16 protein-coding genes and 2 pseudogenes are annotated in these 20,249 nt (G+C 71.5%); 7 read left to right on the forward strand and 11 right to left on the reverse strand.

What is annotated here, in order from left to right; all coding sequences use genetic code 11:
• Window positions 1-26: 26 nt before the first annotated feature.
• Together iolD and I8N67_RS07260 are read left to right on the forward strand one after the other, a co-directional pair.
• Complete coding sequence (gene iolD / locus I8N67_RS07255; protein ID WP_200301754.1) at window positions 27-1,904, forward strand: 3D-(3,5/4)-trihydroxycyclohexane-1,2-dione acylhydrolase (decyclizing); 1,878 nt, start codon at window positions 27-29, stop codon at window positions 1,902-1,904.
• A gap of 81 nt (window positions 1,905-1,985) precedes the next feature.
• Complete coding sequence (locus I8N67_RS07260) at window positions 1,986-2,756, forward strand: GntR family transcriptional regulator (RefSeq protein WP_200301755.1); 771 nt, start codon at window positions 1,986-1,988, stop codon at window positions 2,754-2,756.
• Between the two features lie 50 nt (window positions 2,757-2,806).
• Here I8N67_RS07260 and I8N67_RS07265 read toward each other — a convergent pair whose 3' ends face one another.
• Window positions 2,807-3,958: a Gfo/Idh/MocA family protein gene (locus tag I8N67_RS07265; protein WP_200301756.1), complete on the reverse strand. Its 1,152-nt coding sequence runs from the start codon at window positions 3,956-3,958 to the stop codon at window positions 2,807-2,809.
• Window positions 3,959-4,101: 143 nt separating this feature from the next.
• Here I8N67_RS07265 and I8N67_RS07270 point away from each other — a divergent pair, with 143 nt between their 5' ends.
• On the forward strand, window positions 4,102-5,106 hold the full coding sequence (locus tag I8N67_RS07270; RefSeq protein WP_200301757.1) for a LacI family DNA-binding transcriptional regulator: 1,005 nt from the start codon (window positions 4,102-4,104) through the stop codon (window positions 5,104-5,106).
• A 274-nt stretch (window positions 5,107-5,380) separates the two neighbouring features.
• Here the strand turns inward: I8N67_RS07270 and I8N67_RS07280 are convergent, their stop codons facing one another.
• Window positions 5,381-6,604 carry an RNA-guided endonuclease InsQ/TnpB family protein gene (locus I8N67_RS07280; protein ID WP_200301758.1) on the reverse strand — a complete coding sequence of 408 codons (1,224 nt, stop codon included), beginning with the start codon at window positions 6,602-6,604 and terminating at the stop codon, window positions 5,381-5,383.
• A 25-nt stretch (window positions 6,605-6,629) separates the two neighbouring features.
• Here I8N67_RS07280 and tnpA point away from each other — a divergent pair, with 25 nt between their 5' ends.
• Window positions 6,630-7,046 carry an IS200/IS605 family transposase gene (gene tnpA / locus I8N67_RS07285; protein ID WP_200301759.1) on the forward strand — a complete coding sequence of 139 codons (417 nt, stop codon included), beginning with the start codon at window positions 6,630-6,632 and terminating at the stop codon, window positions 7,044-7,046.
• Window positions 7,047-7,148: 102 nt separating this feature from the next.
• Here tnpA and I8N67_RS07290 read toward each other — a convergent pair.
• The 3 genes and pseudogenes from I8N67_RS07290 to I8N67_RS07295 all read right to left on the reverse strand — a co-directional run.
• Window positions 7,149-7,445, reverse strand: a pseudogene (locus I8N67_RS07290) (transposase); the annotation flags it as partial.
• 90 nt (window positions 7,446-7,535) lie between these two features.
• Window positions 7,536-7,637, reverse strand: a pseudogene (locus I8N67_RS44980) (MarR family transcriptional regulator); the annotation flags it as partial.
• 16 nt (window positions 7,638-7,653) lie between these two features.
• On the reverse strand, window positions 7,654-8,934 hold the full coding sequence (locus I8N67_RS07295) for a cytochrome P450 (protein WP_200301760.1): 1,281 nt from the start codon (window positions 8,932-8,934) through the stop codon (window positions 7,654-7,656).
• Window positions 8,935-9,186: 252 nt separating this feature from the next.
• On the opposite strand from I8N67_RS07295, the gene I8N67_RS07300 reads away from it, so the two are divergent.
• Both I8N67_RS07300 and I8N67_RS07305 read left to right on the forward strand, forming a co-directional pair.
• A complete protein-coding gene (locus I8N67_RS07300) occupies window positions 9,187-9,648 on the forward strand; it encodes an SRPBCC family protein (RefSeq protein WP_200301761.1) in 462 nt (153 codons plus the stop codon).
• A gap of 38 nt (window positions 9,649-9,686) precedes the next feature.
• Window positions 9,687-10,334: a class I SAM-dependent DNA methyltransferase gene (locus I8N67_RS07305; RefSeq protein WP_200301762.1), complete on the forward strand. Its 648-nt coding sequence runs from the start codon at window positions 9,687-9,689 to the stop codon at window positions 10,332-10,334.
• Window positions 10,335-10,364: 30 nt separating this feature from the next.
• Here the strand turns inward: I8N67_RS07305 and I8N67_RS07310 are convergent, their stop codons facing one another.
• The 6 genes from I8N67_RS07310 to I8N67_RS07335 all read right to left on the reverse strand — a co-directional run bounded on the left by I8N67_RS07310 (window position 10,365) and on the right by I8N67_RS07335 (window position 18,148).
• Window positions 10,365-11,126, reverse strand: coding sequence for a hypothetical protein (locus I8N67_RS07310; RefSeq protein ID WP_234045255.1), 762 nt, complete (start codon window positions 11,124-11,126; stop codon window positions 10,365-10,367).
• 74 nt (window positions 11,127-11,200) lie between these two features.
• On the reverse strand, window positions 11,201-12,355 hold the full coding sequence (locus I8N67_RS07315) for an XdhC family protein (protein ID WP_200301763.1): 1,155 nt from the start codon (window positions 12,353-12,355) through the stop codon (window positions 11,201-11,203).
• Between the two features lie 54 nt (window positions 12,356-12,409).
• Window positions 12,410-13,885 (reverse strand): NCS2 family permease, encoded by a 1,476-nt coding sequence (locus I8N67_RS07320; protein WP_200301764.1) that lies wholly within the window; start codon window positions 13,883-13,885, stop codon window positions 12,410-12,412.
• Between the two features lie 371 nt (window positions 13,886-14,256).
• Window positions 14,257-16,644, reverse strand: coding sequence for a xanthine dehydrogenase family protein molybdopterin-binding subunit (locus I8N67_RS07325; protein ID WP_200301765.1), 2,388 nt, complete (start codon window positions 16,642-16,644; stop codon window positions 14,257-14,259).
• Window positions 16,645-16,646: 2 nt separating this feature from the next.
• Window positions 16,647-17,249, reverse strand: coding sequence for a (2Fe-2S)-binding protein (locus tag I8N67_RS07330; RefSeq protein ID WP_200301766.1), 603 nt, complete (start codon window positions 17,247-17,249; stop codon window positions 16,647-16,649).
• Entirely contained in the window at window positions 17,249-18,148 is a 900-nt protein-coding gene (locus tag I8N67_RS07335) for an FAD binding domain-containing protein (protein WP_200301767.1), read from the reverse strand. Before I8N67_RS07335 ends, I8N67_RS07330 begins: the two co-directional genes overlap by 1 nt.
• A gap of 399 nt (window positions 18,149-18,547) precedes the next feature.
• Between I8N67_RS07335 and I8N67_RS07340 the strand changes: the two genes are divergently transcribed.
• Window positions 18,548-20,230, forward strand: a complete 1,683-nt coding sequence (locus tag I8N67_RS07340; protein WP_200301768.1) for a PucR family transcriptional regulator — start codon at window positions 18,548-18,550, stop codon at window positions 20,228-20,230.
• Window positions 20,231-20,249: the final 19 nt, after the last annotated feature.

The raw sequence follows: 20,249 nt of genomic DNA on the forward strand, positions 1-20,249 counted from the left end.
AACTTCTTCGCCCCAGTGAGGTCCCGATGTCCCAGTCCCCCACCCGCCGTCTGACCGTCGCCCAGGCGCTGGTGCGGTTCCTGTCCGCGCAGTACACCGAGCGTGACGGCGTACGCCACCGGCTGATCGCCGGGACCTGGGGCATCTTCGGCCACGGCAATGTCGCGGGCCTCGGCCAGGCCCTGCTGGAGGCCGGCGAGGAGTCGATGCCGTTCCACCAGGGCCGCAACGAGCAGTCCATGGTGCACGCCGCCGTCGGCTACGCCCGCCAGCTGAACCGCCTCTCCGCGCAGGCCGTCACCACCTCCATCGGCCCCGGCGCCACCAACCTGGTCACCGGCGCCGCCCTGGCCACCGTCAACCGGCTGCCCGTACTGCTCCTGCCCGGCGACTACTTCGCGACCCGCGCCGCCGACCCGCTGCTCCAGCAGCTGGAGCACCCGACCGAGGCCGATGTGTCGGTCAACGACACCCTGCGCCCGGTCTCCCGCTACTTCGACCGGATCACCCGCCCCGAGGCGCTGATCCCGGCCGCCCTGAACGCCATGCGGGTCCTCGCCGACCCGGCCGACACCGGCGCCGTCACCCTCGCCCTGCCGCAGGACGTCCAGGCGGAGGCGTACGACTGGCCGGAGGAGTTCTTCGCCGAACGCGTCTGGCGCGTACGGCGTCCCGTGCCCGACCCGGTGGAACTGGCGGAGGCCGTACGCGCCATCCGTGGCGCGCGCAGGCCGCTGATCGTCGCCGGCGGCGGTATCCACCACAGCGAGGCCGAGGAGGCGCTGAAGGCGCTGGTCGACGCCACGGGCATCCCGGTCGCGTCCACCCAGGCGGGCAAGGGCTCCCTGCGCCACGACCACCCGGGTGACCTCGGCGGCATCGGACACACCGGCACGGCGGTCTGCGACGACCTCGCCCGCACCGCCGACCTGATCGTCGGCGTCGGCACCCGCTACACCGACTTCACCACCGCCTCGAACACCCTCTTCCAGGCCCCCGACGTCCGCTTCGTCAACCTCAACATCGCCGCCTTCGACGCCCACAAGCTGGCGGCCCGCACGGTGGTCTGCGACGCGAAGGCCGGCCTCACCGCGCTCACCGAGGCGCTCGCCGGCCACCGGGTGAGCGAGGCGTACGAGGCCGAGTACCAGGTCGGCAAGGAGCGCTGGGAGCGGGTCGTCGAGGCCGCCTACAGCGCGGCCGACGAGCACGCGGTCCCCACCCAGAGCCAGTTGCTCGGCGCCCTGGACTCGGTCGTCGGTGACGAGGACGTCGTCATCAACGCGGCCGGTTCGCTCCCCGGCGACCTGCACAAGCTGTGGCGGGCCCGCAGCCCCCGCCAATACCACCTGGAGTACGGCTACTCCTGTATGGGCTACGAGATCCCGGCCGCGATCGGTGTCCAGCAGGCGGCCCCCGGCACGGCCGTCTGGTCGCTGGTCGGGGACGGCACGTATCTGATGATGCCGACGGAGATCGTGACTGCCGTCCAGGAGGGCCTGCCCGTCAACCTGGTCCTCATCCAGAACCACGGATACGCCTCCATCGGCGGGCTGTCCGAGTCGGTGGGCGGCGAGCGCTTCGGCACCGCCTACCGCTACCGCGCCGCCGACGGCACCTTCTCGGGCGCCCCGCTCCCGGTGGACCTGGCGGCCAACGCGGCCAGCCTCGGCATGGACGTCATCCGCGCCAAGACCGTACGGGAGCTGCGCGACGCCCTGGCCGCGGCCCGCGCCTCGGACCGGCCGACCTGCGTGTACGTGGAGACCGACCCGACCCCCACCGCTCCCCCGGCCGAGGCCTGGTGGGACGTGCCGGTCGCGGCGACCGCCTCCCGCCCGGCCGCCGTCGAGGCGCGCGTGACCTACGACCGCGAGGTGGCCAACCGCCGCCGTCACCTCTGAGCGAAGGCCTCTCATCGGGACGGTCATGTAAGGACAATGCGATGACAGGGGTTCCTGTCATCCGAACGGACGGATACCCTCATGGGCGTGACCAGCGCGACTACGGGGAGTACAGGGAGTCTCGGCCTCAGTGTCGACCGGAGCAGCCCGGTGCCGCTGTACTACCAGCTTGCCCGGCAGCTGGAGTCGGCGATCGAGCACGGTGCGCTCGGCCCGGGCAGTCTGCTGGGCAACGAGATCGAGCTCGCGGGCCGTCTCGGCCTGTCCCGGCCGACCGTCCGGCAGGCCATCCAGTCGCTCGTCGACAAGGGCCTGCTCGTACGCCGCCGGGGCGTCGGCACCCAGGTGGTGCACAGCCAGGTCAAACGGCCGCTGGAGCTGAGCAGCCTGTACGACGACCTGGAGGCGGCCGGTCAGCAGCCCACGACCCGGGTACTGCTGAGCGAGCTGCGGACGGCGTCCGCCGAGGTCGCGGCCGCCCTGGGCATCGCCGAGGGCGCCGACGTCCACCTGTTCGAGCGGCTGCGCCTGACCCACGCCCAGCCGGTGGCGTTCCTGTCCAACTACGTCCCGGCCGGGCTGCTGAACCTCGACACCGAACGCCTGGAGTCGACGGGCCTCTACCGGATGATGCGCAACGCCGGCATCACCCTGCACAGCGCCCACCAGAGCGTCGGCGCCCGCCTCGCCACCCCCGAGGAGGCCGAGCGCCTCGACGAGCCCGAGGGTGCCGCACTGCTCACCATGCAGCGCACGGCGTACGACGACACCGGGCGCGCGGTCGAGTACGGCACCCATGTCTACCGGGCGTCGCGCTACTCCTTCGACTTCCAGCTGCTCGTCCGCAACTGACCTCCGGCCGGGGGCTGTTCAGGGCCTGGACCGGTTCACGGGGTCAGAGGTCAGAGGTTCACCCATGCCCCGGTCTCGGCCGAGCGGCTCATCGCGTCCAGTGCGGTGGCGCTGTGCACGGCGTCGTCCAGGGTGGCGCCGTGCGGGGTGCCCTCGGCGATCGAGCGCAAAAAGTTGTACGCCTCGACGACCTTGAGGTCGTCGTAGCCCATGGCGTTGGCGGCGCCCGGCTGGAAGGCGGCGAACGCGCCGTGGCCGGGGCCGACGAAGAGGGTGCTGACGGACTGGTCCTGGTAGGCGTCGCCCTTGCTGACGCCCAGTTCACCCATGCGGCGGAAGTCCCAGAAGACCGCGCCCTTGGTGCCGTGGATCTCGAAGCCGTAGTTGTTCTGCTCGCCGACGGAGACCCGGCAGGCCTCCAGTACACCGCGGGCGCCGGAGGCGAAGCGGAGCAGGCAGTTGACGTAGTCCTCGTTCTCCACGGGGCCGAGGTCGCCGCCCGAGGCACGGGTGTGGCCGGCGGTGGCGCCGGTGGGCCGGGCCCGCTCGGGGACGAAGACCGCGGTGTCGGCGGTGAGGGAGGCGATGTCGCCGAGCAGGTGACGGGCCAGGTCGACGCCGTGCGAGGCGAGGTCGCCGAGGACCCCGCTGCCGCCGCGCTCACGCTCGTACCGCCAGGTCAGAGCGGATTCGGGATGGGCGGCATAGTCACTGAAGAGGCGGATGCGGACGTGGGTGACCGTGCCGATCTCACCGGCGGCGATCAGCTCGCGGGCGGCGGCGACGGCGGGCGCGTTGCGGTAGTTGAAGCCGACGGCGCCCTGGACGCCGGCCTTGGCGACCGCGTCGGCGACCGCGCGGGCGTCCCCGGCGGTGAGCCCGACCGGCTTCTCGATCCAGATGTGCTTGCCGGCCTCGGCCATGGCGACACCGATCTCCCGGTGCAGGAAGTTCGGCGCGGTGATGCTGACCGCCTGGACCCGGGGGTCGGCGGCCACCTCACGCCAGTCGCGGGCGGTCGCGGCGAACCCGAACCGCTCGGCGGCCTCCTCGGCGCGTCCGGGCACCTCCTCGACGACGGTGACCAGCTCAGGCCGTACGGACAGCTGCGGGAAGTGGTGCGGCACCCGGGCGTACGCCTGGGTGTGCACCCGTCCCATCCAGCCGAACCCCACGACGGCGACACCGAGCGCACCCACCATGACTGCCCTTCCTCGGACCCTCACTGGAATCACCGGACCGCTTTTGGACCGTTCCAGAACGTACGCCGCTCACCATGAAGGCACGTCTTCACCGCTGTCAACCCCTTTGACAACCGCGCCGGGGCTGTGGAACGGTCCACGCCATGAGACCTCCGACGATCCGCGATGTCGCCGAGCGGGCCGGCGTGTCGAAGTCACTGGTCTCCCTGGTACTGCGCGGTTCCGACCAGGTGCGCGCCGCGAAGCGGGAGGCCGTGCTGACGGCCGTGGACGAGCTGGGCTACCGGCCGAACGCCGCCGCGCGCAGCCTGAGCGAGCGCCGCACCCGCACGGTCGGCGTCCTCCTCAACGACATGCGCAACCCCTGGTTCGTCGACCTGCTCGACGGTCTCAACTCCCGTCTGCACGACAACGGCCTGCGCACACTGCTGGCCGACGGCCATCTCAACCGGCGGCTCGGCGAGGATCTCACCCGCACCTTCACCGAGCTGCGGGTCGACGGGCTGATCGCGGTCGGCACCCTGCCGCCGTCCGAGGCCCTGCGCACGGCGGCGGGTCGTATCCCGACCGTGGTCGCGGGCGCCCGCGAGCCCACCCTTCCCCATGTGGACGTCGTCGCGGGCGACGACCAGCACGGGGCCCGCCTCGCCACCGAGCATCTGATCGGCCTCGGGCACCGGCGGATCGCGCACATCGCGGGGGACGGCGTGGTCGGCGCGCTGCGCCGCCGCAGCTTCGAGACGGTGATGCGCGAGCACGGACTGTCCGACACGGCGGCCGTCGAGCGCGGCGACCTGACCGAGGAGGGCGGCTACCGCGCCACGGTCCGGTTGCTGGGCATCCCCGAACGCCCCACCGCCATCCTGGCGTTCAACGACATGGCCTGTGTGGGCGCGCTCTCCGCCGCCGAGGAACTGGGCCTGAAGGTGCCGCGCGACCTCTCCCTCGTCGGCTACGACAACACCTACGTCTCACGCCTGCGCCACCTCTGGCTCACTACCGTGGACAACGCGAGCCACGACGTCGGCCGCCGCGCCGCCCAGTGCCTCCTCGACCGCATCGCCGAGCCGACCCGCCCCGGCCAGGTCGTCCTCATCACCCCGACCCTGGAGATCCGCGGCACCACCGGCCCGCCGCCGGGCCACTGAGACTCTCCGCGCAGCGAGCGAGCCGTCAGTTCGGCGGCAGCAGACAGCGGTCCTCCGGCGCGACGGTCTGCCAGATACGCCGCCCGATGTCCCGCAACTGCCGCTGCTGGGTCTTGCTGAGCGCGTCGAACACACAGCGCCGTACGGCGTCGGCGTGGCCCGGCGCGCTCTCGACGGCCTTGGCGTGGCCGGCGTCCGTGAGGATGGCCAGCGTTTGACTTGCTCCTCGGGCTGAAGCCTGAGGATTCTGGCCTTCTCGATCGTTGCTGTGCCGCTACGCGGCACGGGCTTGGGTCGGGAATCCGTGGCTTCCTGTTTCTTCGCGCTGTGCCGGGATTGCTCCTGGTCTTACCGGCGCTCCGCAGGCCGATACCGCCAGTCCGGCGGCCGTCTTCACGTTGATCGCGGCGTTGGTGTCCCGGTCGTGGACGGTGCCGCAGGCGGTACAGGTCCATTCCCGGATGTTCAAGGGTTTGGGTCCGTCCTTGAGGCCGCAGGTCGAGCAGATTTGGGAGGTCGGTGTGAACCGGCCGATCTTGACCAGGGTGCGGCCGTACCGGGCCGCTTTGTACTCCAGCATGCTGATGAACGAGGACCATCCGGCGTCGTGCACGGACTTGGCCAGCTTCGTGCGGGCCAGTCCCGCCACCGACAGGTCCTCCACAGCGATCCCTTGGTTCTCGGAGATCAGCCTGGTGGAGAGCTGGTGGTGGAACTCATGACGGGCGTCGGTGACCTTGGCGTGGGCGCGGGCGACCTTCAGGCGGGTCTTTTCGCGGTTCTTGCTTCCCTTCTGCTTGCGGGACAGCTCCCGTTGGGCCTTCTTCAGCTTCTTCTCCGCGCGCCGCAGGAAGCGCGGGGAGTCGATCTTCGTGCCGTCGGACAGGACCGCGAAGTGGGTCAGGCCGAGGTCGATGCCGATGGTGCGGTCGTTTTCGGGCATCCGGGCCTGGTCGGCGGCGGGGTCGGTGTCGATGACGAAGGAGGCGAAGTACCGCCCGGCCGCGTCCTTGATGACGGTGACGGAGCTGGGGGTGGCGGGCAGGGTCCGGGACCATTTCACCTTCACCTTGCCGATCTTCGGCAGGTTCAGACGGCCGCTGTCGGTGATGTTCCAGCGGGCGTTGGCGGTGAACCGGATCGACTGCCTGGCATCCTTACGGGACTTGAACCGTGGTGCTCCCACCTTCGGTCCCTTGCGATCGCCCTTGAGGGAGGCGAAGAAGTTGCGGTACGCGGTCTCGACGTCCCGCAGGGACTGCTGGAGCACCACCGCGGATACCTCACCCAGCCAGGACCGCTCCACCGTCTGCTTCGCCTCGGTAATCAACCTCTTCGACAGCTCTGCGGCCTTGGGGAACGGCTGCTCGGCCTTTCGGGCGTCTTCACGGGCTCGGACCGCGTCGTTGAACACGACTCGGGCGCACCCGAACTCCCTCGCCAACGCCCTCTGTTGGCCGGTGTCCGGGTACAACCTGAAGGAGTACCGGAGCTGCATGGCCATCACGATACATACTTGGGTTATGGGCGACATGCAGAAGATCAGAACTGGTAGGCACTGCGTTTTCGTGATGCATGTTCACTTGGTCTTCGTGACCAAGTTCCGGCACGAGGTGTTCACCGATGCCCACTTGAGGCGCATGGAAGAGATCATGCGGTCGGTGTGTACGGACTTCGAATGCGAGCTGGTGGAGTTCAACGGCGAGAACAGCCACGTCCACCTGCTGGTGAACTTCCCGCCCAAGGTCGCCGTGACCAAACTGGTCAACTCCCTCAAGGGCGTCTCCTCCCGCCGCCTACGCCAGGAGTTCCCCGACCTGGTACGCCACTACTGGCGGGCCAACAAGCTCTGGTCCGGGTCCTACTTCGCCGGAACCGTCGGAGGCGCCCCGCTCAGCGCGGTCAGGCAGTACGTCGAACAGCAGAACCGGCCCGTATGAGCACCACCCGGCTCCGCCGGGAGAAGCCCTCGCGACGCTCCGCGCCGCAGGCAAAGAATTGCGGTGTCCGGCTCCGCCGGACCTGAATCCGCGACGCTCCGCGTCTTCCAGCTCCAGGCCGAGCAGAAACTTCCAGTCCATCCGGGCCCGCACCTGGTCAGCGGCCTGCCGATCGGTCAGCCCCTCCGCATACTGCAACACCGACACCAGCGCCAACGCCCCAGGTGAAACGGCAGGACGCCCCCGGGCAGGAAACGCCCCGGCAACCGCCTCGTCCTCAAACAACGGGCCCAACGCCTCCCGGATCCGCACCGCGAACGTCCCCTTGGGAAACGCCGCCCGCACCACCCGCGCCGTCAGCTCCGGCACTCCCTGACCAGCCCGCCACTCCAGCGACATCCTTCCCGGCCCTCCCGCCCACGACCACGACCACGACCACGACCACCATGGAGGACCATCGACACAGACCCTGCTCGAATCACGCTTTTCTCAGCAGAGTCCTGAAGGCCGATGCACTGCAAGTGAATTCCGGTAGCGCCCGTCGGAGGGGTCCGGCGTACGGCGCACCCAGCCGCTCTTCTCCAGCCGCTTCCGGGACGGGAGAGAGTCACCAGGCGAGTTCGAGGCGCTCCGGGGAGCGGTGGATCAGTGTCGGGCGCATCGTGATCTGTTGGCCCTCCGCGAGCCGTAGGCCAGGAAGGCGGCTGGTCAGGAGTTCCAGGGTGATGCGAAGTTGTTCGCGGGCGAGTTGGGAGCCGGGGCAGGTGTGGACGCCGAAGCCGAAGGAGAGGTGGCGGCCGGTGGGGTGGCGGGTGATGTCGAAGTCGTCGGGGCGCGGGTGGCGTGCCTCGTCGCGGTTGGCGCCACCGAAGGCGAGGAACACCTGTGCCCCGGCCGGGAGTTCGGTGCCGGCGAGGGTGACCCGGCGGGTCGTGATCCGGCGGAAGCCCTGCAACGCGGTGTCGTAGCGGGCGGCTTCCTCGATGGCGGCCGGGATGCGCTCCGGTTCGGCGCAGAGCAGTTCCCACTGCCTGCGGTCGCGCAGGAGGTGCAGGAAGGTGGTCCCGATGAGGGCCGTCGTGGTCAGGTGCCCGGCGATGAGCAGGTTCTGCAAGTGGCCGACGACCTGGTGTCGGTGATCGAGTGTCAGCTCGTCCTCGTCCGGGCCCGTGACGGACGCGATGAGTTCGCTGCCCAGATCCTCGCGCGGGTCCGCGTGCCGGGCGCGGACGAACGCGTCGAGACGGTGGGCCGTGGCGACCACGTCCTCGGCCGTCGCGATCTGTTCGGCCTCCGTCATGGGCCGGAAGAGCAGTTGCTCGGCGCGGTGGCCGCCGTCGACCAGCGCCGGTACGTCGTCCGGGTCGAAGCCGACGAGGCGCCCGATGACATCCCCCGGCAGCCGGCCGGCGTAGGCGGACATCAGCTCGACCCGGCCGCCCTCGCCGTCCGGTACGCCCGGTCCGTCCTCGCCGTCCTCCTTGTGCCGCGCGCCGTCCTTGATGAAGCCGTCGATCAGGGCGGTCGCCCGCTCCGTGGCGTACGGCACGACGGCCGCGACCCTCGCCGGAGACAGGCCCCGCACGATGGGGGCCCGAAGCTCCTGATGCAGGGTCCCGTCGGCGGAGACCACGACGGGGCGGCCGCCGAAGCCGCCGGCGAGGACGGCCAGGGCGGCGGGGGCGGGCAGTACGTCCGGGCGCAGTGCGTTGGCGGACGAGAAGTCCTCCGGGCGCCGTAACACCTCTCGTACGTCGGCGTCCCGGGCGACCAGCCAGGAGTCCAGCTCGGGGACATGGGTCAGGCCGTCCGCCGCCCGGGCCCGCGCGTAGTGCGGGTACGGGTCCCGCTGCAACTCGTCGAGCTTGTCGTGCGGTTCGGAGTCCACGGGAGCACCTTCCGGCCGGCGGAGCGCGGGGCGTGCGGTCGCGCTCATGGTGCCGTATGGCGAGGTGGCGCGGTAGAGGATCCGCCGCGGAACGGCCCGGCGGGTCGGCCGTCCGGGGCGGGACGGTCAGAACACCACGGTCGAGCCTTCGCGGCCGGTCGCGGGTGCCGAGTTGGGCGCCGTCGGTGAAGGGGTCGGACGACGCTCTCGGGGCGCCCGTACCGTCCATAATTGTTCGCTTACGATCACCCTGTGGTTCTCATCCTCCTCGAACGCCTCCCCCGGCTCCCCGCCGACCGCGCCTGGCAGCGCCTCACCGACTGGCACCGGCACGCCGAGGTCGTCCCGCTGACGCGCGTCACCGTGAGCACGCCTGCGCCGACCGGCGCGGGCACCGTGTTCGTGGCCCGTAGCGGCCTCGGCCCGCTCGCCTTCGACGACCCGATGGAGGTCGCGGTCTGGCAGCCGCCGGAGGGTGCGGTCGCGGGGAGGTGCCGCCTCGTCAAACATGGTTCGTTCGTGACCGGGTGGGCGGAGATCGAGGTCCATCCCCGCGGCGACGGCGCGTCCCGCGTGGTGTGGCGCGAGGACCTGCGGGTGCGGTGGCTGCCGGGGCTCTTCGACCGGCCGCTGGGGTGGCTGGCCCGGCAGATGTTCGGGCGGGCGATGGACGGGCTGCTGAGGACTCCGGAAGGGCGTCCCCTCGGCCGGTGACCGCGTCATTGTCAGACCCTCCGGCTAGCGTCCCGACCATGACCACTCACCATCCGCACGCCACCCGAGACTCGTACGACACCGTCGCCGCCGACTACGAGAAGCTGCTGAGAGACGAGTTGGCGAACAGCCCGTTCGAGCGGGCCATTCTGGGGGTGTTCGCCGAGCGGGTGCTGGGCGCCGGGGGCGGACGCGTCGCGGACCTGGGGTGCGGTCCGGGGCGGGTCACCGGGCATCTGGCCTCGCTGGGGCTCGACATCTGCGGGATCGACCTCTCACCGGAGATGGTGGCCGTGGCCCGCTGGGCCCACCCCGGGCTGCGGTTCGACGTGGGCACGATGACCGCGCTCGACTTCGAGGACGGCTCCCTCGCCGGCGCCCTCGCCTGGTACTCCACGGTGCACACCCCGCCTGCCGAACTCCCGGTGATGTTCGCCGAGTTCCACCGTGTCCTTGCCCCGGGCGGCCTCCTCGCCCTGGCCTACAAGGTCGGCGACGAGTCCGTACACCTGTCGCACGCGTACGGCCACGCCCTCGACCTCGACGTCTACCGCTTCCCACCGGAACGGATCGCCGAACTGCTGGGGGACGCCGGGCTGGTCGAGTCGGCGCGGCTGGTGCGGGAGGCCGACGGGCCGACGGCGAATACCCCGCAGGCGTATGTGCTGGCGCGCAAGCCGGAGTGAACTGTCGGGAGCCCGGCGGACGGGGCCGGGTCAGGAGGCGCTCGGGTCCCCGTTCCGGCCGGCGGCCAGGCCGTCCCGGCGATCGCGGTCGCCGTCGCCCGTGGTGCTGAGGAGGGTGTCGCAGATCTCGCGGAGCTTGTCGGTGGCCTGCTTGGAGAAGAGTCCGCAGAGCCCGGCGATGCCGGAGAAGCCGTACGGGTTGGTCGCGCCGGCGCCGGAGCTGCCGGCGAACAGGCCGCCGCGCAGCAGGAGATAGACGAGGAGGGCCAGGGCCACGCCGATGCCCGCGCGCAGCAGGTACCACCACAGCCAGCTCGCGTACAGGCGCCGGTTGCCGACGTAGGTCGCGAACGAGGTCGCCGCGTGGACGAAGCTGCCGAGCGCGCTGCACACGACCACGGCGAGCAGCATCGCGGTGTCGGCGGTCAGCGACCACTCGCCGAGGCCGAAGGGCGACCATCGCGCGGTGGCCGTGACGCCGGCCCCGGGCTCGACCGTCGTGAGCACGACCGGCCAGAGGGTGACGAGGGCGCCGCAGACGAAGACGACATCGGCCAGGAGGAAGAGCCCCAGCACGGTCGTCGCCGTCGTCGACAGCCGCCTGTCCCGGGTGCCGCCACCCTCGGCGCCGCCGTCGGCACCGGCCTCGGTCGAACCGTTGTCCGCGCCCGAGCCGGAGCCCGAGCCGCCGTCCTCGCCGTGCGGGCCCTCCGGCCCCCTACCGCCCTCCGGACCGTCCGGGCCCTCGTCCATGTCCCCGCTCGTGCCCCGCTCGATGCTCGTCGTGCTCAAGTGTCCGCCCCCGATGTGCTGTTGCCGTATCGCAAACGGTCGACCCTGCCGCCCCGGCGGTCAAGTCACGAGTCTCAGGAGACCCGCAGACTCGGCAGTTCCACGACGCCGGGAGGGCCGTCGTGGTGGATCGGTGTGTGCGCGCCGGTCAGTGGCACTCCGCTGCCGCCACGCCGGTCGGCGACGATCTCGGCGGCGATGGACAGGGCCGTCTCCTCCGGTGTGCGGGCGCCGAGGTCGAGGCCGATGGGGGACCTGAGCCGCGCCAACTCCAGCTCGGTGACGCCGACTTGGCGCAGCCGGGCGTTGCGGTCGAGGTGGGTGCGGCGGGAGCCCATGGCGCCGACGTAGGCGACGGGGAGCCGCAGGGCGAGCCGGAGGAGGGGTATGTCGAACTTGGCGTCGTGGGTGAGGACGCAGAGGACCGTGCGGGCGTCCACCGCTGTCCGCTCCAGGTATGTGTGGGGCCACTCGACGACGATCTCGTCGGCCTCCGGGAAGCGGGTGCGGGTGGCGAAGACGGGGCGGGCGTCGCAGACGGTCACGTGATGGCCGAGGAACTTGCCGACCCGGACCAGCGCGGAGGCGAAGTCGATCGCACCGAAGACGATCATGCGGGGCGGTGGGACGGACGACTCGACCAGCACGGTGAGCGGTGCTCCGCAGCGTGAGCCCTGCTCTCCGATCTCCAGGGTGCCGGTGCGGCCGGCGTCGAGGAGGGCACGGGCCTCGGCGGCGACCGTGCGGTCCAGTTCGGGGTGCGCGCCGAACCCGCCGTCGTACGAGCCGTCCGGGCGGACCACCAGGGCGAGGCCCCCGAGGTCCGCCGGGCCGGACACGATCCGGGCCAGCGCGGCGGCCTCCCCGCGCACGGCGGCCGCGAGCGCGGTGGCGACCACCGGGCGGACGGGGTCGCCGACGCGCACCGGGGTGACGAGGATGTCGATGACGCCGCCGCAGGTCAGGCCGACGGCGAAGGCGTCCTCGTCGCTGTAGCCGAACCGTTCGAGGACCGGCTCGCCGTCCGCCAGCGCCTGCCCGCACAGCTCGTGGACGGCGCCCTCCACACAGCCGCCGGAGACCGAGCCGATCGCCGTGCCGTCGGCGTCCACCGCGAGAGCGGCGCCCGGCAGGCGGGGCGCGCTGCCGCTGACGGCCACCACGGTGGCCACGGCGAAGTCACGTCCCTGCTCGACCCACCGGTGCAGCTCCTCGGCGATGTCCAGCATCTCTCGGTCTCCTTAAGCGCGGTTGTTGCGTGGACGGTACTTGGCGGGCGGCCTCTAGTGGACGCCCAGCCAGCCCTCGATCGGGTTGAGGGCGAAGAAGACGAGGAAGACCGCCGTCAGGCCCCACATGAAGGCGCCGATCTCCCGCGCCCGGCCCTGGGCGAGTTTGATGGCGACGTAGGAGATGACCCCGGCCGCGACGCCCGCGGTGATCGAGTACGTGAACGGCATGATCACGACGGTCAGGAAGACCGGGATCGCGGTGGCCCGGTCGGACCAGTCGACGTGCCGGGCGTTCATCATCATCATGGCGCCGATGACGACGAGGGCGGCGGCCGCGACCTCGCCGGGGACGATCGCCGTGAGCGGGGTGAAAAACAGACAGGCCGCGAAGAACAGGCCGGTGACGACCGAGGAGAGGCCCGTACGGGCGCCCTCGCCGACCCCGGTCGCCGACTCGACGAACACCGTCTGGCCCGAGCCGCCGGCCACGCCGCCGATCGCGCCGCCCGCGCCGTCGATGAACAGCGCCTTGGACAGGCCCGGCATCCGGCCCTTGTCGTCGGCCAGTCCGGCTTCCGTCCCTACGCCGATGATGGTGGCCATCGCGTCGAAGAACCCGGCGAGTACGAGGGTGAAGACGATCATGCCGACCGTCATCGCGCCCACGTCGCCCCAGCCGCCGAACTCGACGTGGCCGAGGAGCGAGAAGTCCGGCATCGAGACCGCGCTGCCGTGCAACTCCGGTGCACCGCCCGCCCATTGCTCGGGATCGATGACGTCGAGGGCGTTGAGGAGCACGGCGAGGAGCGTGCCGCCGACGATGCCGAGCAGGATCGCGCCGGGGACGCCGCGCGCCTGGAGCATGAAGATCGCGAGGAGGGTGACCGCGAAGAGGAGGACCGGCCAGCCGGCGAGTTCGCCGTTCGGGCCGAGGGCGACCGGGGTCGCCTTGCCCTGGTGCACGAAACCGGCCTTGTAGAAGCCGATCAGGGCGACGAACAGGCCGATGCCCATGGTGATCGCGTGCTTCAGCGCCAGCGGGATGGCGTTCATGATCAGCTCGCGGAGGCCGGTGACGACCAGGAGCATGATGACCACGCCGTACATCACGCACATGCCCATCGCCTGCGGCCAGGTCATCCGCGGGGCGACCTGCGAGGCGATGACACCGGAGACGGAGAGCCCGGCGGCGAGGGCGAGCGGCACCCTGCCGACGAAGCCCATCAGGAGCGTGGTGACGGCCGCCGCGAGCGCGGTCGCCGTGATCAGGGCCTTCTGGCCGAGGGTGGCGCCGGCCGCGTCCGGGCCGGACAGGATGAGCGGGTTGAGCAGGTTGAGCAGGTTGAGCAGGAGGATGTACGCCATCGCCATGAAGGTGGTGACGCCGCCGCGGACCTCGCGGGCGACGGAGGATCCTCGGTGGGTGATGTGGAAGTACCGGTCGAGCCAGGGCCTGCCGGCCGGGGGGCGGGGTTCTGTGGCCGCGTCCCCGGCGGCGGGGGTTGGTTTCAGTGACTGCTGGGTCATGTGGGCCTTCTCCCAAGGTTCACAGGGGCACCCGGCGTCGCACTTGGCGTTGGCCGGGATTTGGGAAGGTGCACGACCCGGGGGACGGCCCGAGACGAACGTGGTGCCTGCGGTGCTTGACCGGCATTGGGGTGGCCGGGGGGGGACTGTTGCCCGGCGGTGGGGTTGGGGTGCTATGAGCTCGGGGGTTCGGATTCGTCGGCGGGTGCGGGTGCGATGTGGTTGCTCGCGCAGTTCCCCGCGCCCCTTAAAAGCGCCGGGCGAGCCCCATGCCGTCCAGGGGCGCGGGGAACTGCGCGAGCGGCCCCCACCCACCCGCACCCGCCGACGAACCGCGCCGCCCGAGCTCAAACGCGCCGCGCCCGGACCGACTACGCCGTGCCCGTGAGGTGTTCCGGGCGTACCGGCGTCCTGTTGAGGTCCAGTCCCGTCGCGTCGCGGATCGCCGCGAGGACGGCTGGGGTCGATGACAGGGTCGGGGCCTCGCCGACGCCGCGCAGCCCGTACGGCGCGTGGTCGTCGGCGAGTTCGAGCACGTCGACGGGGATGGTCGGCGTGTCGAGGATCGTGGGGATGAGGTAGTCCGTGAAGGACGGGTTGCGGACCTTCGCGGTCTTCGGGTCGACGACGATCTCCTCCATGACCGCGATGCCGAGGCCCTGGACGGTGCCGCCCTGGATCTGCCCGAGGACGGAGAGCGGGTTGAGGGCCTTGCCGACGTCCTGGGCGCAGGCCAGTTCGATGACCTTGACCAGGCCCAGCTCGGTGTCGACCTCGACGACCGCCCGGTGCGCGGCGAAGGTGTACTGGACGTGGCCGAAGCCCTGCCCGGTACGGAGGTCGAAGGGTTCGGTCGGCCGGTGCCGCCACTCCGCCTCGACCTCGACGGCCTCGTCGCCGAGTACGTCCACCAGGTCGGCGAGGACCTCGCCGGCGTCGGTGACGACCTTGCCGCCCTCCAGGAGCAGCTCGGCGGTCGCCCAGGCGGGGTGGTACGTACCGAACTTGCGGCGGCCGATCTCCAGGACCTTCTCGCGGACCAGCTCGCAGCTGTTCCTGACCGCGCCACCCGTGACGTACGTCTGCCGGGACGCGGACGTGGAACCGGCCGAACCCACCTGTGTGTCGGCCGGGTTGATCGTCACCTGGGTGACGCCCAGCTCGGTGCGGGCGATCTGCGCGTGCACGGTGATGCCGCCCTGGCCGACCTCCGCCATGGCCGTGTGGACGGTGGCGACGGGCTCGCCGCCGACGACCTCCATACGGACGCGGGCGGTCGAGTAGTCGTCGAAGCCCTCGGAGAAGCCGACGTTCTTGATGCCGACCGCGTAGCCGATGCCCCGGACGACGCCCTCGCCGTGCGTGGTGTTGGACAGGCCGCCCGGCAGCTGTCGTACGTCCGGCGCCTCGCCCGCCGTGAGCCACTGCTGCTCGGGCGGCAGGGGCATCGCCTTGACGCGGCGCAGGAGTTCGGCGACCGGGGCCGGGGAGTCGACGGCCTGGCCGGTGGGCAGCAGCGTGCCCTGCTCCATGGCGTTGAGCTGCCGGAGCTGCACCGGGTCCATGCCGAGCTTCGCCGCCAGTTTGTCCATCTGCGCCTCGTACGCGAAGCACGCTTGGACCGCGCCGAAGCCTCGCATGGCGCCGCAGGGCGGGTTGTTGGTGTAGAGGGCGATGGCCTCGATGTCCACGTCGTCGATGACGTACGGGCCGGCGCCGAGCGAGGAGGCGTTGCCGACGACCGCCGGGGAGGCGGAGGCGTAGGCGCCGCCGTCGAGAACGATGCGGGCCTTGAGGTGGGTGAGCTTGCCGTCGCTGGTCGCCCCGTGCTCGTAGTACAGCTTCGCGGGGTGGCGGTGGACATGGCCGAAGAAGGACTCGAAGCGGTTGTAGACGATCTTCACCGGCTTGCCGGTGCGCAGCGCCAGCAGGCAGGCGTGGATCTGCATCGACAGGTCCTCGCGCCCGCCGAAGGCGCCGCCGACACCGGCCAGCGTCATGCGGACCTTGTCCTCGGGCAGGCCGAGGACGGGCGCGATCTGGCGGAGGTCGGAGTGCAGCCACTGGGTGGCGATGTAGAGGTCGACGCCGCCGTCCTCGGCGGGCACGGCGAGGCCGGACTCGGGGCCGAGGAAGGCCTGGTCCTGCATGCCGAAGACGTACTCGCCCTCGACGATCACATCGGCGCGTTCCCGGGCCGCCGCGACGTCGCCGCGGACGATCGGCTGACGGTGGACGATGTTCGGGTGCGCGACATGGCCGATGTGGTGGTCGGTGCGGCCCTCGTGGACGTGGATCGCGTCCGGCGCGGTGGCGGAGGCCTCGTCGGTGATGACCGGCAGTTCGCGGTACTCCACCTTGATCTTGGCGGCGGCGCGGCGCGCGGTCTCCGGGTGGTCGGCGGCGACGATCGCGACGGGCTCGCCGTGGTGGCGGACCTTGCCGTGGGCGAGGACCGGGGTGTCCTGGATCTCCAGGCCGTAGTGCTTCACCTCGGTCGGCAGGTCGTCGTACGTCATGACGGCGTAGACGCCGGGGGTGGCGAGGGCCTCGGCCGTGTCGATGGAGAGGATCTCGGCGTGGGCGACCGTGGAGCGCAGGATCTGGCCCCACAGCATGTCCTCGTGCCACATGTCGGACGAGTACGCGAACTCGCCGGTGACCTTGAGGACGCCGTCCGGGCGGAGCGTGGACTCGCCGATGCCGCCCTTGGTGCGGGAGCCCTGGGTGAGGTTGGTGGGCAGGCCGGTGGTTCCCATGATCAGACCTCTTCGGACTGCCGGGCGGCCGCGAGGCGGACCGCGTCCATGATCTTCTCGTAGCCGGTGCAGCGGCACAGGTTGCCCGACAGGGCCTCGCGGATGTCCGCGTCGCTCGGGTTCGGGTGGCGCTCCAGCATCTCGTCGGCGGCGACGAGCAGCCCCGGTGTGCAGAAGCCGCACTGCACCGCGCCTGCGTCGATGAACGCCTGCTGGACCGGGGAGAGTTCGCCTCCTTCGCCGGTCTGGGAGTCGATGCCCCGGGCGGCCCACCGCTTGGCCTCGTCGAGTGAGGTCCCGGCCGTTCTGGAGGAGTTGCAGGAGTCCGTCCCGCAACCGCCGTGCTCCGACCGCTGCTTGGCGTATTCCGCCAGCCCCTCCACCGTGACGACCTCGCGGCCCTCCACCTGTCCGGCGGCGACCAGACACGAACACACCGGTTCGCCGTCCAGGCGGACGGTGCAGGAGCCGCACTCGCCCTGCTCGCAGGCGTTCTTCGAGCCGGGCAGGCCGAGGCGCTCGCGCAGCATGTACAGCAGGGACTCGCCCTCCCATACGTCGTCGGCCTCCTGCGGCCGGCCGTTGACCGTGAAATTGACGCGCATTACGCGGCGCCTCCCATCCGACGTGCGGCGCGGTCGGTGCCGCGGTACGACTCCCAGGTCCACATGAGCGTGCGCCGGGCCATGACGCCGACCGCGTGGCGGCGGTAGCTCGCGGTGCCCCGGACGTCGTCGATCGGGTTGCAGGCGCCGGCGCACAGGTCGGCGAACTGTTTGGCGACCGACGGGGTGATGATCCGCCCGTTGTCCCAGAAGCCGCCCTCGTCGAGCGCCGCGTTCAGGAACTCCTCGGCGGCCTTGGCCCGGACGGGGGTCGGCGCGGCCGAGCCGATGCCGGTGCGGACGGTCCGCGTCCCGGGGTGCAGGGCCAGGCCGAACGCGCACACGGCGATGACCATGGCGTTGCGCGTGCCGACCTTCGAGTACTGCTGCGGCCCGTCCGCCTTGTCGATGTGCACGGCGCGGATCAGCTCGTCCGGCGCGAGGGCATTGCGCTTCACGCCGGTGTAGAAGTCGTCGATCGGGATGAGCCGGGAGCCCCGTACGGACTCGGCCTCGACCTGGGCGCCCGCCGCGAGGAGGGCCGGGTGGGCGTCACCGGCCGGGGAGGCGGTGCCGAGGTTGCCGCCGACGCCGCCGCGGTTGCGGATCTGCGGAGAGGCGACCGTGTGCGAGGCCAGGGCGAGGCCCGGCAGCTCGGGACGGAGGTTCTCCATGATCCGCGTGTACGGGACGGAGGCACCCAGGCGAACCGTTTCCTCGCCGACCTCCCACTCGGACAGTTCGCCGACGCGGTTCAGGTCGAGCAGGTACTCGGGCCGTCGGTGGTCGAAGTTGATCTCGACCATCACATCGGTGCCGCCGGCGATCGGCACAGCGGTGGGGTGCTCGGCCTTCGCGGCGAGCGCCTCCTCCCAGCTGGCGGGGCGAAGGAAGTCCATCTGACCGGCTCTCTTCTTCGTCTTGTGTCGTTCCGTTCGAGCCAGATCGGGTGCGGCGGGCCCGGCTCTCCCAGGTGCTGTTCACCTGGATCGAACTCAGTACACAGCGCCCTCCACCAGACCGGTCAGTCACGGAAAACATGAAGGAGTTGGCTGGCCAGGGGGCGCATCTTGTAGATTCGTATGAACGGGGGCCATCAGCAACCTCCGCGTTTTCCTCCGGAAACATCCGGAACACATCTGGGGTGCTGCCAGCCGAATCCGAAAACCCCAGGCCACGCCCTGGATCCGCCCGCCGCCTCCGAGAACACCATCCTCCGGAAGCCGGGGGCGCGCCCCCGGAGCGAACCGAACGTTGATTTCTGGACACACGACGACACAAGAACGGCGGCGACGAGAATGCGCCTGCGCGCACTGCTGGACACCGACGCGCTGGGTCTGCGGCTGCTCGGTGGCGAGGACGAGCTGGACCGCACCGTGCGCGGTGTGATGACCACCGATCTCAGGGACCCCAGCCGCTACCTCTCCGGCGGCGAGCTGGTCCTCACCGGCCTCGCCTGGCGCCGCGGCGCCGCCGACTCCGAGCCCTTCGTGCGGCTCCTGGCCGGCGCCGGGGTGACCGCCCTGGCCGCGGGCGAGGCCGAGCTGGGGGCCGTCCCGGAGGACCTGATCGTGGCCTGCGCGCGGCACCGGCTGCCGCTGTTCGCGGTGAACGAGTCGGTGGCCTTCGCGACGATCACCGAGCACGTCGTACGGCAGGTCTCCGGCGAACGCGCCGGGGACCTGGCGGCCGTGGTGGACCGCCACCGCCGGATGATGACCTCCGGCCCGGCGGGCGGCGGCCCGGACGTCGTCCTGGACCTGCTCGGCTCCGACCTGGACCTCGGCGCGTGGGTGCTCTCCTCCACCGGCCGGCTCATCGCCGGGCCCGGGGCCACCGGGCCCGCCCTCCCCGCCGAGCTGTGCGCCCGGCTGGCCGCCGAACACCTGGCGGCGGCGCGTACGGGACGGCGCGGGCCGCACCGGGTGGCCGCCGGCTCCACGACGTACTCGCTCTTCCCGATCAGTTCCACGGGCCGCGGCCCGGGTCCCACCGGCGGCGCCGGTGACGTGCGCCGGACCGTGCTGTCCGACTGGCTCCTCGCGGTCGAGGCCGACGCCGGCGACTGGCCCGCCGAGCGGCTCGACCTGCTGTACGGCGTCACCCAGCTGATCGCCGTCGAGCGGGACCGCCGCGACGCGGCCCGTACGGTACGGCGGCGGCTCGCCCAGGAGGTGCTGGAGCTGGTGCAGGCCGGGGCGGCCCCCGCCGAGATCGCCGCCCGGCTGCGGGTCGCCGCGCCGGTGCTGCTGCCGGGCCTCGGCGCGGCACCGCACTGGCAGATCGTCGTGGCCCGGGTCGAGTGGGACGGCGGTGAGGTGGACTCCGGCCCGGCCGCCCAGTCGCTCCTGGAGGAGATCCTCGTCGATCCGCTGGCGACGGGCCCCGAGCCCTCGGACCGTATCGCCGTCGCCCACACGGGTGAGGAGGCCATCGCCCTGGTCCCCCTCCCGGCGGTCTCCACCGAGCACGACGGCTCCGAGTCCGGCATCCACGCAGACACGCTCCTCGCGGCCGTACGCGGCCCGCTGACGGCCGGCCTCGACGACGACGGACGGCTCACCCTCGGCGTCAGCGCGGCCGTGCACTCTGCCGAGGGCCTGCGCGGCGCCCTGGAGGAGGCCCGGCACGCGCGTCGGGTGGCGGCGGCGCGCGCCGGCCGGGTGTGCGCGGCCGGCCATCAGGAGCTGGCGTCGCACGTTCTGCTGCTGCCCTTCGTCCCCGACGACGTACGCCGCGCCTTCACCGCCCGTCTCCTCGACCCCCTCCGTGACTACGACCGCCGCCACCGCGCCGAACTGATCCCCACCCTGGAGGCGTTCCTGGACTGCGACGGCTCCTGGACGCGCTGCGCCACCCGCCTCCACCTGCACGTCAACACGCTGCGCTACCGGGTGGGCCGTATCGAGCAGTTGACGAGCCGGGACCTCTCACGCCTCGAGGACAAGCTCGACTTCTTCCTGGCACTGCGCATGAGCTGAGGTCATGGGGTTGTGGGCG

It is taken from the genome of Streptomyces adelaidensis (assembly GCF_016598475.1).
Taxonomy (GTDB): domain Bacteria; phylum Actinomycetota; class Actinomycetes; order Streptomycetales; family Streptomycetaceae; genus Streptomyces; species Streptomyces adelaidensis.